Genomic DNA, 15,694 nt, shown 5'->3' on the forward strand with positions numbered 1-15,694 from the left:
TTCACTCAAGGACGATAGATGATCGCCGAACCCCATGATAGCCCCACACCGAAACCGCTGAGCGCAACGCGCTTCCATTCGGAATCGAGAATATGTTTTTCCAGCAGCAATGGGATGCTCGACGACACCGTATTACCGGTCTCGACCATGTCCTTGATGAACTTCTCCGGGCATTCTTCGAAGCGCCGCGCGACCGCATCGACAATCGCCGCGCTGCCCTGGTGAATGCAGAACGCATCGATGTCACCAGCGCTCAGTTGCGACTCGTCCAGCAACTCATGCAAATGTGCCGGCACCTTGAGCAGTGCGAAGTTGAACACCTGGCGGCCGTTCATGAAGAACACGCCGTCGCTGACTTTCAAATGTGGAGCACCGGAACCGTCGGTGCCGAACTTGGCCTTGCCCAGTGCCCAGACCGGGTTTTCACCCATCCAGGTCGCGGTGGCGGCATCACCGAACAGCATGGTGGTATTACGGTCTTCCGGGTCGACGATCTTCGAATACGGGTCGGCGGTGATCAGCAGGCCGTTCTTCAGGCCCGCGGCCTCCATGAAGCCCTTGATCGCGTAGATGCCGTAGACGTAACCGGAACAGCCCAGGGAAATATCGAACGCGGCGACGTTGGTCGGCAGGCCGAGTTTGTCCTGCACGATGGCCGCAGTATGCGGCAGGCCTTCTTCGTCGCCGTTCTGGGTGACGACGATCAACGCATCGATGGATTCACGTTTCAGATCAGGGTTGCTGGCAAACAGCGCATTGGCCGCTTCAACGCACAGATCGGAAGTTTCCTGATCAACGCCTTTGCGCGGCAGGAAGGCCGAACCGATCTTGCCCAGGATGAACTCTTCATCCTTCTCGAATTTTGCACCTTGTGCGTAATTGTCCACGCCGGCTACAGGAACGTAGCTCGCAATGCTTTTTATGCCAATCATTACGGCTTCCCAATAATAAACAGCCCAATACCACCACTCGCAAGGAATCGAGGGGCGCCGACAAACCTGGATTTCCGTCACCCCAAGGCGACGGCCGGGAAGCGTAAAGGGCTATCACTGAACCCGATAAAGGGTCAGGCGCCATCTTCCCGGTCAATACAATACAGTGAAGATGCGCGTTATGACTCGTAGGTCACGCGATTTTGCCGAATCAGCCCGGCAATGGGTCATTCGACCAACGACCAATCCAGCGCTGTTCCACGCTTGATGGCCTGACGGGCACGGCGTCCCAGGAGGCTTTGCGCATGCCTGGGCGCCAGCCCGAGACCCGGACGGATGGCTCTCAGATTGGTCGCATCGAAGAGCTCGCCGGCCGCCATATCCTGGGTGACATATAACGATCGACGGTATACCAGGGATTGGCCCTCAGCCTCGGTGACGCCGTAATGCACCTGTCCCATGGCTTGCCAGGCGCGCTCGGTTTCAATCACCAGGCTGGCCAGTTCAGAGGGTTCCAGAGAGAAACTGGCGTCGACGCCACCCGCCGCACGCTCGAGGGTGAAATGTTTTTCCACCACCGTTGCGCCCAATGCCACCGCCGCCACGGACACACCAACGCCCATGGAGTGATCGGACAGCCCCACCTGGCAATCGAATAACTCGCGCAAATGCGGGATCGTGCGCACGTTGCTGTTCGCGGGTGATGCCGGATAGGTGCTGGTGCATTTGAGCAGCACCAGATCCTTGCACCCGGCCTCGCGGGCGGCGCGCACGGTTTCATCGAGTTCGGCGATGCTGGCCATGCCGGTGGAGATGATCAGCGGCTTGCCCGTCGCGGCTACCCGGCGTATCAGCGGCAGGTCGGTGTTTTCGAAACTGGCGATCTTGTAGGCCGGCACGTCGAGGCTTTCGAGAAAGTCCACGGCGCTGTCATCGAATGGCGTGGAGAACGCCAGCAGGCCCAGTTCTCTGGCGCGAGCGAAAATCGGCGCATGCCATTCCCACGGCGTGTGTGCCTTTTCGTACAGCGCGTACAACGAAGTACCGGCCCACAGGCTGTTCGGATCCTTGATGAAAAACTCGCCCTCGGCCAGGTCCAGGGTCATGGTGTCGGCGGTGTAGGTCTGCAACTTCAACGCATGGGCACCGGCCTTGGCCGCGGCCTCGACGATTTGCAGCGCCATGTCCAGGGACTGGTTATGGTTGCCGCTCATCTCGGCAATGATGAATGGCGGCGCATCGGCACCGATCAGGCGCTCGCCAATCTTGAAGCTAGTCATTTGCGTGATCCTTCAAAACGCGCGTGAACGCGCAGGCACTCTGGGTAAAACCGGCCTCGCGAAAGACGTTCAGCGACGGCTGATTAGCGGGCAAGACCTGGGCGGTGAGCGACTCCAGTTCCGGCCAGTGGGCCTTTACAAAAGTTTCTCCACGGGCCAACAGCGCCCTGCCCCAGCCCAGGCCGAACCGGCCTTCGAACAGATAAATCGACACCTCGGCGTTAAAACCACGCACGTCATAACGCAGCACACCGACCGGACCGTCATCGGCCTCGGCGATCAATAACAGCCGCCGGGGATTGCTCAGGCTCGCGGCCAGCCAGTTTTGATGCGCGGACCATTCGATCACGCCGGTTTCCAGCGACCAGCGGCGCACGGCCTCGGTGTTGCGCCCGTCGAACAACAGCTGCGCATCACCCAGGGTCGCCGGGCGCATCTTCAGCACCGCACCGGCCAGCGCAGCCGCAACCCGCTGCGCTCCCCGGCCATCGACAAGTTGTCGCGACTGCTGTGCCAGGCTCTGGCGCAAACCCTGGTTACCCGCGACAAAGCCGATGGCCAGGCGCAGTTGCTCGACACTGACGTGCTCGCGAGCCCCCATGAACACATGGGCACCCGCGGCCGCCATGACCTCGCCGTTGGCTTGCTGGTTGTTCGAGACGGCAATGCAAATCGTCGGCAGCCCCATGGCCGCCCGCTCCCAACTGGTACCGCCACCCGCCCCGACAAACAGGTCGGCTTGGGTCATCAATCGATAAAAGTCGCTGACAAAACTGTGCAGGCGCCAATGCGGGCGACTTGCCGCCAACGCCTGCATCTGCGTCCAGGCCGGATTACCCGCACCGGCGACAAAATCGACTTCCAGTTCAGGAAAATCCGCCAGCGCCAGCATCGCATGGTGGGTCTGCATGGCCGCGTCGAAACCACCAAAATTCACCAGCACTCGCCGGGCCTGAGGCTTGATTTCGATGGCCGGGCAACGGAACTCGTCGCGCAACATGGCAAACCGCGGACCGAACAAAGTCCGGCAGCCTGGCGCCAGCAACGAGGCATAAGCCTCTGGCGTACCCGAGAGATTCTGGTTCAGCAGCAAATCGGCGCTGTAGGTCCGCGTGGCGAGGTCATCCACCACGGCGATCCGCGGCGCCCAGCGCCGGGCGGCCGTTTGCCAGTGATGATCGAGGCCGTAGTGGTCGACAATGATCCAGTCAAACGCCGGCTGGTGTTCCAGCAACGGTCCGAGCGCGGCGATGTCCGCCTGCCATGGCAGCATGGATTCGATGGCCTGCTGCGGATCTTCATTGTTGTAGCGCTCGGGCAGCGCGAAGGTTTCGAAACCTTCGGCCCGCAGGGCCTCCAGTCGATGTCCCGGTAACTGGCGGCAGGCGAAAGCCACATGACTGCCCTGCCTGCGCAACACGCGGGCCAGGCACAGGCAGCGCGCGATGTGGCCACTGCCGATGGTCGGCGAAGCATCGGAGCGAATCAGCACTCTCATTGCAGCTCTCCCCCGGCCTTGAGCGCGGCATACAGGTATTCCGCGCGTTTCCAGTCCTCCGGTGTGTCGATGTCCTGCACCAGATGCCGCGGCAGGATGACCGGCAGGCTGTACGGTGAATACAACACCTCGCCCCGCAGCCAGGCATCGCTGCGGCCCCAGTAGAACTGTCCGGCATCCTGATAGGCGATCGATAAGTCCTGGGAGCGGGTATCACGATACTGCGGATACAGTGCCGTCAATGCACCCTGATCATCAAGAGTCAGGGCTCGCTGAACCGGAAAACCGAAGTCGCACACCGAGAATGCGAAAGACTTGTCGGGATGCCGCTCCAGCAGGCTCAGCCCTTGGGCAAGAAATCGCGATTGCAACAACGGCGCGGTCGCGTAAATGCAACAGGCGCGATCAAACTGGTCGCCCTGTTCGCGCAATGCTTGCAGGGCATGGGCGATCACCGCTGCGGTGCCCGTGAAGTCGTCGGCCAGTGCCGCCGGGCGCATGAAGGGCACCTGGGCACCACAATCGCGCGCCAGTCCGGCGATCTCCTCGTCGTCGGTGCTGACCACCACCCGGGAAAACAACCCGGATTCGAGAGCAACCTGAATCGAGCGGGCAATCATCGGCACGCCGGCGAACGACTTGAGGTTCTTGCGGGGTATGCGCTTGCTGCCTCCGCGGGCCGGTATGATGGCGACGTTGTTCAACGGCGTTTTTCCAGGACAAACCAGGTGATGTCATCCACCGGGAATTGCGGATCGCGGTGGTAGCCAAAACCGTAGTCGAGCAATTGCAGGTCGTCATAACGATCGAGCATTTCGCCAGCAAAATCGCGCTTGAACAATTTGCCGCTGTTGCCGCGATATGGAACCTCGACCGGTGCCGGATTGTAGTACTCGGCGATCAGTATGTAGCGCTGGCTCAACTCATACAGTTGCGCGTACGCGGCCGGCAGCAACTCCGGCGCCAGGTGAATCAGCACGCCTTTGCTCAGGGTCAGGTCGAAGGTGCGTTCGCGAGGAAAATCGAACAACGAACCGTGCCAGATCTGCGCAATACCCAACGCCTGGGCAGCGGCACAAGCACTGGCATTGATCTCCACGCCGAACAACTCGCAACGGGGCAGCAACTGACGCAGTGCCTGCAGGTTGTTGCCGGCATTGGTGCCCAGTTCCACCAGGCTGTCGATGCACCCGACCCGTGTCAGTGCCTTGGCAAACAGCGCCAGGTTTGCCGCCACCAGCGGCTGCCCGACATTGCGGTCAACGTACTGGTTACCGAATTCGCCCTGCCAGAATGTTTCCTGCTCGGTCAGTTCACGCATCACACATTTCCCACCCGGCGCAATGGCTGGATTATTTCGATCAGCTGCCGCATCTGCTCGACCACATAGTCCTGTTGTTCATCACTGAGCAACGGATACAGGGGCAGGCTGATGGCTTCGGCGTAGTAACGCTCGGCCTGCGGAAAATCACCCTCGACAAACCCGAGATCACGATAATAAGGCTGCAAATGCACGGGAATGTAGTGCAGGTTCACACCGACCCCGGCGGCTCGCAATCCCTCGAACACCTCGCGGTGAGTGAGATTGATCTGATCGAGTTGCAGCCGCACCACATACAGATGCCATGACGACTCGGCCTCAAATTGTGCACTGGGCAGGGTCAGCGGCAAATACGCCAGCAAGCGGTCATAACGAGCCGCCAGTTCACGCCGACGCTCGATAAACTCATCCAGTTTGTTCAACTGCGACAAACCAAGGGCTGCTTGCAGGTCGGTAATGCGGTAATTGAAACCCAGCTCCACCTGCTCGTAATACCATGGGCCGTGGCTGAGTCCGGTCATCTGCTGCGGATCCCGGGTCATGCCGTGGCTGCGCAAGCGTTGCAAACGCTCGGCAAGTTCCGGGCTGTTGGTCATCACCATGCCACCTTCGGCACTGGTGATGATCTTCACCGGATGAAAACTGAACACGGTCATCGCCGCGAACTCGCCGCAACCCACCGGGCGCCCGGCGTAGGACGCACCGGCGGCATGGGCCGCGTCTTCGATCACCGTAACGCCATATCGCCTGGCCAGTGCGGCAATCCTGCGCATGTCGCAGCTCTGCCCCGAGAACGCCACGGCCACGAGCACTTTCGGCAGCCTGCCTTCACGCTCGGCCCGTTCCAGTTTGACAGCCAGCGCAGCGGCATCGAGGTTCCAGGTCAGCGGGTCGATATCGACAAAATCCACCTCGGCACCGCAGTAGCGACCACAGTTTGCCGAGGCGAGAAAGGTGTTCGGTGTCGTCCATAGCCAATCGCCCGGACCGAGCCCCGCCGCCAGACAAGCGATGTGCAGGGCCGCCGTGGCATTGCACACCGCCACGGCAAAACCGGCCTCGCAGCGTTCGGCCATCGCGCGCTCGAAGCGTTCGATGGTCGGCCCCTGGGTCAGCCAGTCCGACTTCAATATCCCGACAACGGCGTCGATATCCGCCTGATCGAGGCTTTGCCGAGCGTAAGGAATCATGCTTGCAACCAGGCATGGGCGAGCGTGTCCCGCCTACGACGGACGAAATGACGCCCGAACGAACCGGTGCCGCCTGAGATGAAAATCGATTTTCCGTAGAGCATGCCTTGAATCCTTATACCTGTTCGCCGGGCCTAGCCGAGCAACTGCGCCCAGTTCACCGAAGCACTTTCGCCCAGGGCAAAGCCTTTGCCGCTCAAGGCCAGATTGGCGTTATAGGCCTGGTCTTGCGCAAAGGCTGGCGCCCACTTGTCACGCAGCGCATCGAGGACCTGGGGTGCCTGCGGCACTTCACCCGAATGAATGACCTGTACCAGCGGCGTCCACACGGTGAGGTAACCGGCCTGACCGACCCGCAGACACAGGTCGACGTCGCTCAAGCCGTCGGCGAAGGTCACGCTGTCCAGACCGTCCAGCTCGTCGAACAACGCTTTACGCACCATCAGGCACACCTTCGACACCGCCGAGTAGTTCTGCTCCAGCGCCAACCGGTGCAGGTAACCTTCGGCGTCGTGTTTTTCCCCGACAAAGGCTGAGCCCACACCACCGTTCATGCCGAGAATCAGGCCGGCCTGAGTGACCTTGCCATCGCGGTCGATCAACTTGGGACCGACCACCCCGACTTCCGGACGCTGGGCGTGATTGAGCAACGACTCCAGCCAGTTCGGGTTCACCACTTCACTGTCGGCAGCCAACAGCACCAGGTACTCGCCCTGCGCCTGCTGGCTGGCCGCGTTGTACAGCGCCGCCGGGTTCATAAGCTGATCGGCGCGCAGAACGGTGACTTTCGGATGCTGATAAGTGCCGAGCCAGTCATTGACCTCGGCCGACTGATGCTGATTGACCGCAATCAGGACTTCGTACTGGATGTAGCGGGTTCGCAGCAACACAGCTTGCAGGCACTGTTGCAATGCCGCCAGGTCATCCCCAGCCGGCAGGATGATCGACACCAGCGGGCGTTCGGTGTGGCGATAGTCGATCTGATAAGTGCCTGGCACCGTCGAAGTGATCTTGGCCTTGTAGCCACGATTGCCCAGGTGGCGCAACAACGCCAGGCGCTCATCGGCGTTTTCTTCCAGTGCCGGCGCCCGGGCGATCAGCAGCGGTTCATCCAGGTGGGCCAACCCGTTGAGGCCACCCTGCTCGATGATGCGCAGCAGCAAGTCGAATTCCAGGGCCTTGCTGAAATCGGGCTGGTAGCCACCGACTTCAATGAACACCTCTCGGCGGATCAACCAGTGACGCGCCATCAAGGCCGGCAGGCTTTGCAGCAAATCAAGATTGAAGCCTGGGCGGAACACGTCCACCAGTGCGCCTTCTGGGGTGCGCTGGATTTCGTCGGTGGCGACGGCGCGGCACTCTGCTGCAGACAGCAATTCCAGGCTGGCGCGCAACAGACCACCGGCGGTGAATTCGTCGCCGGCTTCAGCCAGCAGCAACCAATCGGCAGTCGACTGACGAGCACTCTGGTTCAGTTTGTCGACGTAGTTGCTTTGCGTGACCCGGACAAAATGCAGGGTGTTCTGCGCCGTCGTCGCCGCCGGTGCTTCACCGGTGGTGAAGACCACAATCCTGAACGCCTTGCTGTGACCTTCGAGCAGGCTATCGAGAGAGACTTGCAGCTTGTCGATATCGTTGTCCAGGTCCAGCAGGAAGATCCCGAACTGCGGACCACCGTCGTTGGCCGCCAGGTGTTGGGCGATCGACTCAGCCTCATGCGCATCGGGCTGACGCGGTGCAAGCCACTTGAGCAAGCGACCGGACAGCATCTTGTCGAACATCGCACGATTACCCTCGACCGACACCGCCTCAAGACGCACAGCCCAGTCTCGCAGGGTCTGTGCCTCTTCGTCTTCACCCAGCAGTTCCAGCTGAGCCACCAGACGCTTGACCACCGCGCGGTTGAAGACGTTGCTGTCGTGGGCTTGCCACAAACGGTCGACCACACTTTCCGGCGTGTCATTGTTACGCGCCAGCATCAGGCTTTGCTGACGGGTCCAGATGCCCTCCAGGCCTGCCAGTTGAACGCGTCCGGCCGGCATGGCGTGCAACAGGAATTCGAACTGGGTCAACTGATCGAAAAACACCTGGTTGTAGAACGGCATTTCGACATATTGCTTGGGGCCGAAACGGCGCACAGGGCCTTTTTCGACATCGGTCCAGGCGGACTCGATAATCAGCTCGGTCGTCAGTGCGCGACCGGTGCGCAAGCTATCGGCCAAGGCTTCAAAGCTTTGCAGTGCGAACTGCTGGCCTTGCTCCGGGTCGTCGCTTTGAACTTGAGTCGGCAGCCCGAAGAGGAAAGCGGCAAAGGCCTCGCGCTCGGCGACCGACTTGGCGTCCATATGAGCCAGCGTGTGAAAGATCTCGGTGTTGTGGTCCGAATACCCGTAGTTCATCTCACGCACGACATACGGGATCGGCAGAATCCGCGCCTTGCCCCGTGCCAGCATGTAATACGTGTGTCCGATTTCCTGCCATTGAAAGGACGTATCGTGAGGCATGACCTGATACCAGTCACGTACCAGGTCTGTGCGCTGTACGGCATAAAAAGGCGGGAGGTACTGGTGCATGTAATCCAGCACGCGCTCCTCGGCATGCTCGGACGAATAGTCTTCGCAGACCTTCTTGTCACGCCGCAAGTAGCTGACGCTGTTGGGTTGCGACAGGTACATCATGCTGTAACCGTGGCACAGGCCGTAGTCGGGGTTGGCATCCATGAATGCCACCGCTTCGCGCAAAGCATCATGCACATGGAAGTCATCGTCGGCGGCGAACACCATGAACGGCGTGGTCACTTGTTCCACGCCAAAGGCCAGCTTGGCGCGAACTCCCCAGTAGCCGAACTGCGGGACATGCTGGTAATCCACATTTTCAAACTGCCCGGCCAGGCCTGGCTGACCTTCGGCCGAAGAGTCCAGCACCAGAATCCTGCAAGGCAAGTCGCTGTAGAAACGTGCCGCCCTGCGCAAAAATGCCGGCCGCTCGTGAGACATCAGCACCACGGTCAACTGTTCGTTGAGTGCCAACCCGTGTTCAGAATTATTCTTGCCTTGCATACATTTCCCCACAACGGCGAATCGCCGAAAAACCCAACGATGTCTTGTCGATTACCGCACGCGACGCAGATAGCCATCCGGTGCGACGGTGATCAGCAACTTGCTGTGAATGGCCTGGTCGATTTCAAAATCACGGTTTTCTTCCAGGTAAGCCCATACCGCGGTTTTCGGGTTGTCGCCCTTGCCCCACGGGCGATCCGGGAAGGCGTCTTCCGGCATGTCTTCAACCACGGTATCCATCACCACGCAGTAGCTGCCCACCGAGGTCATCGGCGCATAGGCCCGCAGTTCTTCCAGTACGTGCTCATGGGTGTGGTTGGAGTCCAGAACCACCAGCACTCTCTTGCCTTCGACACGCTGGCGAACCTGATCGACGATCGCAGGGTCAACGCTCGATCCCTGGATCATCTGGATCCGCTTGCTCATCGGGTGTGCTTCGATCGCCTCACGGTTGTGCTGGCGGATGTCGATGTCGACACCCAGCACTTCGCCATGGCCGATCAGTTCCAGCATCGAGGCATAAAACACCAGCGAGCCGCCGTGGGCGATCCCGGTCTCGACAATGATGTCCGGGCGCAGTGACCAGATGATCTCCTGCATGGCAACCATGTCCTGGGGGAACTGAATGATCGGGCGGCCCATCCAGCTGAAGTTGTAGGTGTACTTATGCCTGGCGGTCGTGCCAACCCAGTCCAGCGACGTGGCTTGCAACGCTTTGTCTTGCTGCAGGCCTTCGATGTTCTCTTTTACTTCTTCACGAAACTGCTCATGAGGATTCATTACAGACTCTCCGGAAATTAGTCGCGGGGGTTACTTGAAAACCCGACCGTCTTGAAAGGAAGCAGGATTGGTCTTGATGGTCCTGGCGGGATTGCCCACCACAACCGCATAGTCTGGAACGTCCTTGGTCACCACGGCGCCCGCACCGATGGTGACCCAACGGCCGATGCGCAACCGCGGCAGGATCGTGGCGTTGGTGCCGATGAAGGTGCCGTCACCGATCTCGACACAACCGGCAATGCAGACACCCGGCGCCATGAACACCGAATGGCCGATCTGCCCCTCATGCCCGACGACGCTGCCGGCGCTGATGCTGGTGTTATCACCCAGGCTGACTTGCGCCTGCATGATCACGCCCTCTTGCAGATAGGTGCCGACGCCCATCGTGATCATCGTCAGATCGACGCCCGGATGGATGAAGTTACCCAGCGTGCCACCGGCCTCGACGATCTCGCAGGTGGTCCGGTAACGCAGCGCCGTGCTGCCAGTGATCAAATTGACAAAGCGTGCGTCGGGGCCTTTCAGCTCGGGCACCTTGTCGGTACCACCCACCACCGGCACGCCATAAAACAGCGTGCCTTGCTTCGCCGGGTCGTTATCGAGAAAGGCGAATTGCACGTGCGGCTGGCTGCGTTGCAGGGTGAGGATCATCCGTACCGCTTCAGGATTGGCCGCCCCCAGCAGGTAAACCTTCATAGCCGGGTCCTTTTGAGTACCAGCGCTCGCAGCACCTCGATGACCCGACGCTGATCGTCATCGGTCATGTCGTGGTAGCTCGGCAGATTGATCGCCCGCTCCGGCAGCGCATGCGCCACGGGCGAGTCGGCCGTCAGTTCGCTGAACATCGGCAAGGACGACAGCGGCCAGAAGAACACCCGTGCGTCGATATCGGCGGCCTGGAAGGCTGCTATCAACATGTCCCGCGTGATCCCCAGCTCGCGGTCAAAGACGACGGTGGGCATCCAGTAACCGTTACGCGAATGTTCCGGTTCGGGGTTCATGGACAACCCCGGCAACGATGACAAGGCGTCGGCGTAGTGGGCGAATATCGCTCGCTTGCGCTGGATAAGCTCGTCGATCCGTTCAACCTGCGCGCAACCGACGGCGGCTTGCAGGTTGCTCATCTTGTATTTGAAGCCAAGGAGGTCCGGCCAGAACTGTTTGCTGCTGCCCGCCACCCGGCCATGGTTGGACAGGGTCAGTACGCGGTCAAACAGGGCCTTGTCCGACGTTACGAAGATGCCGCCTTCGCCGGTGGTCATGGTCTTGGTGCCGTGAAAGGAAAATGCGCCGAACGCCCCCAGCGAACCGGCCGCCTGACCACGCCACTGCGAGCCGATCGCCTCGGCTGCGTCTTCGATGACCGGCAGGCCAAACTCGCGACCGATGGCCAGCAACGCATCCATGTCGCAGAGATTGCCGTAGAGATGCACCGCCAGAATCGCTTTGGTTCTTGGGGTAATCGCCCGTCGAACCTGCTGCGGGTCGAGGCACCAACTGTCTGCCAGCACGTCGACGAACACCGGCGTCGCACCCAGATAGGTGATGGGCGCGGCCGAGGCGATCCAGTTGGTATCGGCGAGGATCACCTCATCGCCGACACCGATGCCCAGCGCCGCCATACCCATGTGCAGCGCGCCGGTGCAACTGGACGTTGCAATCGCGTACGTCGTCCCCACATGCTCGGCAAAGGACTTTTCGAAGCGTGTCAGGTACTCGTAGCAGCGCTCTCCCCAACCATGGCGGACGGCATCGAGTACATAGTCAGCTTCCAGCTCACCGACACTGGGCTTGGTGTAATGAATTCGGCTCATCGAATGATCAACTCGGGAATGGCAATGACAAAACGACCGTCCCATGCACGAATGCCGGCAAAGGCCTGGGTGATCTCATCCAGCAGGTTCCACGGCAGTACCAGCACGTAGTCCGGTTTTTCGAGGTCGATCTGTGCTGGCGACACGATCGGAATGCGGCTACCGGGCAGGTACTTGCCTTGCTTGTGCGGGTTGGCATCGGCAACCCAGGCCAGCAGATCCGGCTTGACCCCGGCGTAGTTGAGCAGGGTGTTGCCCTTGGCGGCTGCGCCGTAGCCGACTACGCGCTTGCCATCGGCCCTGGCCTGCAACAAAAAACGCAGCAGGTCATGCTTGATGCGCTCGGCGGCGGGCGCCAGGGTCGCGTAGTACTCCGGGGTTTTCACCCCGGCGGCGAGTTCGGCCTGCAGCTGTTGCTGAACCGCCGGTTGCACGTTGCGACGTTCGCCGTCCAGCCGCTGAACGAACACCCGCAGCGAACCGCCATGGGTTGTGAGCTGACTGACGTCGAACACTTGCAGGCCATTGCGCTCGCACAACGTCTGCACAGCGGTCAGCGACAGGTAGGAATAATGCTCGTGGTACAGCGTGTCGAACTGCTGGCCGGCCATCAGGGCCAGCAACTGCGGGAATTCGAAAGTCGCCACGCCCGCCGGTTTGAGCAACGTCGCGAAACCGCCAAGGAAATCGTTGATATCCGGGACGTGGGCCAACACGTTGTTGGCGGCCATCAGGTCGGCGCCCCAGCCTTCGCTTTTCAACTGCGCGGCGGTGTCGCGACCGAAAAACAGCTCACGAATCTCCAGGCCTTTTTCCCGCGCCGCTTGCGCGGTACTGCGGGTCGGCTCGACACCCAGGCAAGGGATGCCGCGCCTGGCTACGTACTGCAACAGGTAACCATCGTTGGCAGCCACTTCCACTACGCGGCTGTCGGTGGTCAGGCCGAAGCGCTCGACCATCTCACCAACATACTGCTCGGCATGGGCCAGCCAGGTACTGGAGAACGAACTGAAATAGGCGTACTCGGCATCGAACAGGCTGTCGGCACTGGTGTAGTCCTCGGTTTGCACCAGCCAGCACTGCTGGCACACGGCAACCTTCAACGGCACCCAGTGTTCGGCCTGCTCCAACTGATCGACACGCACGTAGGCGTTGGACGGCGGCGAGGTGCCCAGGTCGATCAGCGGCAGGGTCAACGCAGCGGCGCAACCACGGCAGTTCATAGACGCACTCCGGCGAAGTGTTCATCGAGCGCTGGATGACTGGCATCGCGCACCGACAGATTATTGACAGGCAACGGCCAGGCAATCGCCAGCCGTGGATCGAGCACCGACAACCCGCCCTCATGCTCCGGCGTGTAGTCATTGCTGTGCAGGTAAAGCAGCTCGGCATCGGCGCTCAGGGTCTGGAAACCATGGGCGAATCCGGCCGGAATCAACAGACTGCGGCCATCGCCGGCACGCAGATGTTCGGCGTGCCAATGCAGAAAGGTCTCGGAGTCGGGACGCAAATCCACCGCGACATCCCAAACTTCACCGCGCAGGCAGGTGATCAATTTGGCTTCCGGCGCTTGGGCATTCTGGTAATGCAGGCCACGCACGCTGCCGCGTTCGCGGGTGCAGGAGTGATTGATCTGGCGAATATGAAACGCCTGGCCAAACGCACTGAGACTGCCTTCGCAAAACAACCGGGAAAAGTGCCCGCGCTCGTCCTCGAAGCGTTTGTGCTGGACGCTGAACAACCCGTTCAACGGCAGCGCCTTCAACAGAAATTCGCTCACAACGCGCCTCGGTACAGGTTCAATTGCGCCAGGCTGATGGCGCGCATGTCATCGCCGTTCTGCCACGCCAGATGCCAATCCAGGGTCTGGGTCAGGCACTGCCGCAACGACCAGCGTGGTTGCCAACCCAGCAATTGACGGGCGCGGCTGCTGTCCAGGCGCAACAGGCCGGCCTCATGCATATCGCTCGGTTCGATGCGTAGGCCGCGCGCTTGCGGCCAGCGACCGGCGAGCAACTCGACCACTTCGCCGACGCTGCACATGTCCGCTTCACCGGGACCGAAATTCCACGCCCCGGCGAATTTCGGGCCTTGCTCATACAGCCCGGCAGCCAGTTGCAGATACCCGGCCAACGGTTCCAGGGCGTGCTGCCATGGGCGCACCGCCTGCGGATAGCGCAAGGTCACGGGCTCATCCGCCGACCACGCCCGCAGCACGTCGGGAATCAACCGCTCCGGAGCGAAATCGCCGCCGCCAAGCACGTTGCCGGCACGGGCCGTGGCCAACGCCAGGCCATGCTCGACGTACTTTTCAGGCGCAAAGAACGAAGCGGCATAGGATTGCGCCAGCAGTTCGCAGCAGGCCTTGCTGCTGCTGTAAGGATCGTGACCGCCCAACGCTTCGTTTTCGCGGTACGGCCACAGCCATTCCTGATTGGCGTAGACCTTGTCGGTTGTCACCAGCACACAGGCACGCACACCACCGACCTGCCGGATCGCCTCGAGCAGGTTGAGCGTGCCCATGACGTTGCTGGAGTAGGTGCCCAACGGGTCGCGGTAACCTTCGCGCACCAACGGCTGGGCCGCCAGGTGCAGGACGATTTCCGGTCGGGTTTCAGCGATCAGTTCCAGCAAGGCCCCCAGGTCACGCAGGTCACCGCGCTGATCATTGATGCCCTCATGCACCCGCGCCAGTTCGAACAGGCTCGGTTCGGTGGACGGATCGAGGGAAAACCCGCTGACCTCGGCACCCATACTTTGCAGCCACAACGTCAGCCAACTGCCCTTGAAACCCGTATGGCCGGTGACCAGCACCCGCTTGCCGCGCCAGAATTGCGGGCTCAGTCCCATTGCTTCCATGGGGCCTCCCCGCTCTGCCACAACGCTTCCAGATGATTTTTGTCCCGCAGGGTATCCATCGGTTGCCAGAAACCGTCGTGCTGGAACGCCATGAGTTCGCCGCGCTCGGCCAGGCCATCCAGCGGGCCGGATTCCCAAGAGGTCTCGTCGCCGTCGATCAACGGCAGCACCTTGGGCGACAGGACAAAGAACCCGCCGTTGATCCAGCCACCATCGCCACGAGGTTTTTCAGTGAAGCCCAGGACATTGTCGCCATCGCGATTGAGCGCGCCGTAGCGGCCTGGCGGTTGTACCGCGGTGACGGTCGCCAGTTTTCCGTGCTTGAGATGAAAATCAACCAACGCACCGATGTTGAGGTCCGACACGCCGTCGCCATAGGTGAAGCAGAACGCCTGTTCGTCTTCGAGGTAGCGGCGGGCACGGCGCAACCGGCCGCCGGTCATGGTCTCTTCGCCGGTGTCGATCAGCGTGACGCGCCATGGCTCGCTGTAGTTCTGGTGAACATCCATACGGTTGTTGCACATGTCGAACGTGACGTCGGAGGTGTGCAGGAAATAGTTGGCGAAGAAGTCCTTGATCGCATAGCCCTTGTAGCCAAGGCAGATCACGAAATCGTGGATTCCATGAGCGGAATACTGTTTCATGATGTGCCAGAGAATTGGCTTGCCGCCGACCTCGATCATCGGCTTGGGCTTGAGGTGCGACTCCTCGCTGATCCGCGTACCCAGGCCACCCGCCAAAATAACTGCCTTCATCCCTTCCCCTCTTGTTCGTCACAGGGCTCAGCCAAGCTGTATCAAGCTTTTGCGGGCCATCTGGGTTAAACCTGCCGCCGTTCAGGGCGCATCCGGACTCACCGGAAGTGCTCGTTTTATGGCGATATAAGGGGGACTTGCAGGAAACGCGCCAGCTCTTTCAATCCGCTACCGGGCAAAGCCTGGCGGGTATCTTCAACGGTGAT

The 15,694-nt window shown here is 60.8% G+C and carries 14 protein-coding genes; all 14 read right to left on the minus strand.

All coding sequences use genetic code 11. The features are described 5' to 3' along the window. Positions 1-5 precede the first annotated feature (5 nt). Positions 6-932, minus strand: a complete 927-nt coding sequence (locus PMI28_RS23180; RefSeq protein WP_007983415.1) for a ketoacyl-ACP synthase III — start codon at positions 930-932, stop codon at positions 6-8. A 227-nt stretch (positions 933-1,159) separates the two neighbouring features. After that, on the minus strand, positions 1,160-2,212 hold the full coding sequence (gene pseI / locus PMI28_RS23175) for a pseudaminic acid synthase (protein ID WP_007983416.1): 1,053 nt from the start codon (positions 2,210-2,212) through the stop codon (positions 1,160-1,162). Further along, positions 2,205-3,710, minus strand: a complete 1,506-nt coding sequence (gene pseG / locus PMI28_RS23170; RefSeq protein ID WP_007983417.1) for a UDP-2,4-diacetamido-2,4,6-trideoxy-beta-L-altropyranose hydrolase — start codon at positions 3,708-3,710, stop codon at positions 2,205-2,207. Before pseG ends, pseI begins: the two co-directional genes overlap by 8 nt. Continuing rightward, positions 3,707-4,414 (minus strand): pseudaminic acid cytidylyltransferase, encoded by a 708-nt coding sequence (pseF, locus tag PMI28_RS23165; protein WP_007983418.1) that lies wholly within the window; start codon positions 4,412-4,414, stop codon positions 3,707-3,709. Before pseF ends, pseG begins: the two co-directional genes overlap by 4 nt. Beyond that, positions 4,411-5,031, minus strand: coding sequence for a pseudaminic acid biosynthesis-associated methylase (locus tag PMI28_RS23160; RefSeq protein WP_007983419.1), 621 nt, complete (start codon positions 5,029-5,031; stop codon positions 4,411-4,413). Before PMI28_RS23160 ends, pseF begins: the two co-directional genes overlap by 4 nt. Next, positions 5,031-6,221 carry a UDP-4-amino-4,6-dideoxy-N-acetyl-beta-L-altrosamine transaminase gene (pseC, locus tag PMI28_RS23155; RefSeq protein WP_007983420.1) on the minus strand — a complete coding sequence of 397 codons (1,191 nt, stop codon included), beginning with the start codon at positions 6,219-6,221 and terminating at the stop codon, positions 5,031-5,033. Before pseC ends, PMI28_RS23160 begins: the two co-directional genes overlap by 1 nt. Positions 6,222-6,355: 134 nt before the next feature. Beyond that, positions 6,356-9,280 carry a glycosyltransferase family 2 protein gene (locus tag PMI28_RS23150; RefSeq protein WP_007983421.1) on the minus strand — a complete coding sequence of 975 codons (2,925 nt, stop codon included), beginning with the start codon at positions 9,278-9,280 and terminating at the stop codon, positions 6,356-6,358. Positions 9,281-9,331: 51 nt separating this feature from the next. Next, on the minus strand, positions 9,332-10,060 hold the full coding sequence (locus PMI28_RS23145) for a cephalosporin hydroxylase family protein (RefSeq protein ID WP_007983422.1): 729 nt from the start codon (positions 10,058-10,060) through the stop codon (positions 9,332-9,334). Positions 10,061-10,090: 30 nt separating this feature from the next. Beyond that, positions 10,091-10,756, minus strand: coding sequence for a NeuD/PglB/VioB family sugar acetyltransferase (locus PMI28_RS23140; RefSeq protein ID WP_007983423.1), 666 nt, complete (start codon positions 10,754-10,756; stop codon positions 10,091-10,093). Beyond that, entirely contained in the window at positions 10,753-11,874 is a 1,122-nt protein-coding gene (locus tag PMI28_RS23135) for a DegT/DnrJ/EryC1/StrS family aminotransferase (RefSeq protein WP_007983424.1), read from the minus strand. The genes PMI28_RS23140 and PMI28_RS23135 overlap by 4 nt, the downstream gene beginning before the upstream one ends. Further along, positions 11,871-13,097 carry a class I SAM-dependent methyltransferase gene (locus tag PMI28_RS23130; RefSeq protein WP_007983425.1) on the minus strand — a complete coding sequence of 409 codons (1,227 nt, stop codon included), beginning with the start codon at positions 13,095-13,097 and terminating at the stop codon, positions 11,871-11,873. Before PMI28_RS23130 ends, PMI28_RS23135 begins: the two co-directional genes overlap by 4 nt. Further along, the gene (locus tag PMI28_RS23125) at positions 13,094-13,654 is read right to left on the minus strand and encodes a dTDP-4-dehydrorhamnose 3,5-epimerase family protein (protein WP_007983426.1); all 561 of its coding nucleotides are present in this window, start codon (positions 13,652-13,654) and stop codon (positions 13,094-13,096) included. The genes PMI28_RS23130 and PMI28_RS23125 overlap by 4 nt, the downstream gene beginning before the upstream one ends. Beyond that, positions 13,651-14,733, minus strand: a complete 1,083-nt coding sequence (gene rfbG / locus PMI28_RS23120) for a CDP-glucose 4,6-dehydratase (protein ID WP_007983427.1) — start codon at positions 14,731-14,733, stop codon at positions 13,651-13,653. Before rfbG ends, PMI28_RS23125 begins: the two co-directional genes overlap by 4 nt. Continuing rightward, positions 14,715-15,488, minus strand: coding sequence for a glucose-1-phosphate cytidylyltransferase (gene rfbF / locus PMI28_RS23115; RefSeq protein WP_007983428.1), 774 nt, complete (start codon positions 15,486-15,488; stop codon positions 14,715-14,717). The genes rfbG and rfbF overlap by 19 nt, the downstream gene beginning before the upstream one ends. Positions 15,489-15,694 lie beyond the last annotated feature (206 nt).

The organism is Pseudomonas sp. GM48 (genome assembly GCF_000282335.1).
Classification (GTDB): domain Bacteria; phylum Pseudomonadota; class Gammaproteobacteria; order Pseudomonadales; family Pseudomonadaceae; genus Aquipseudomonas.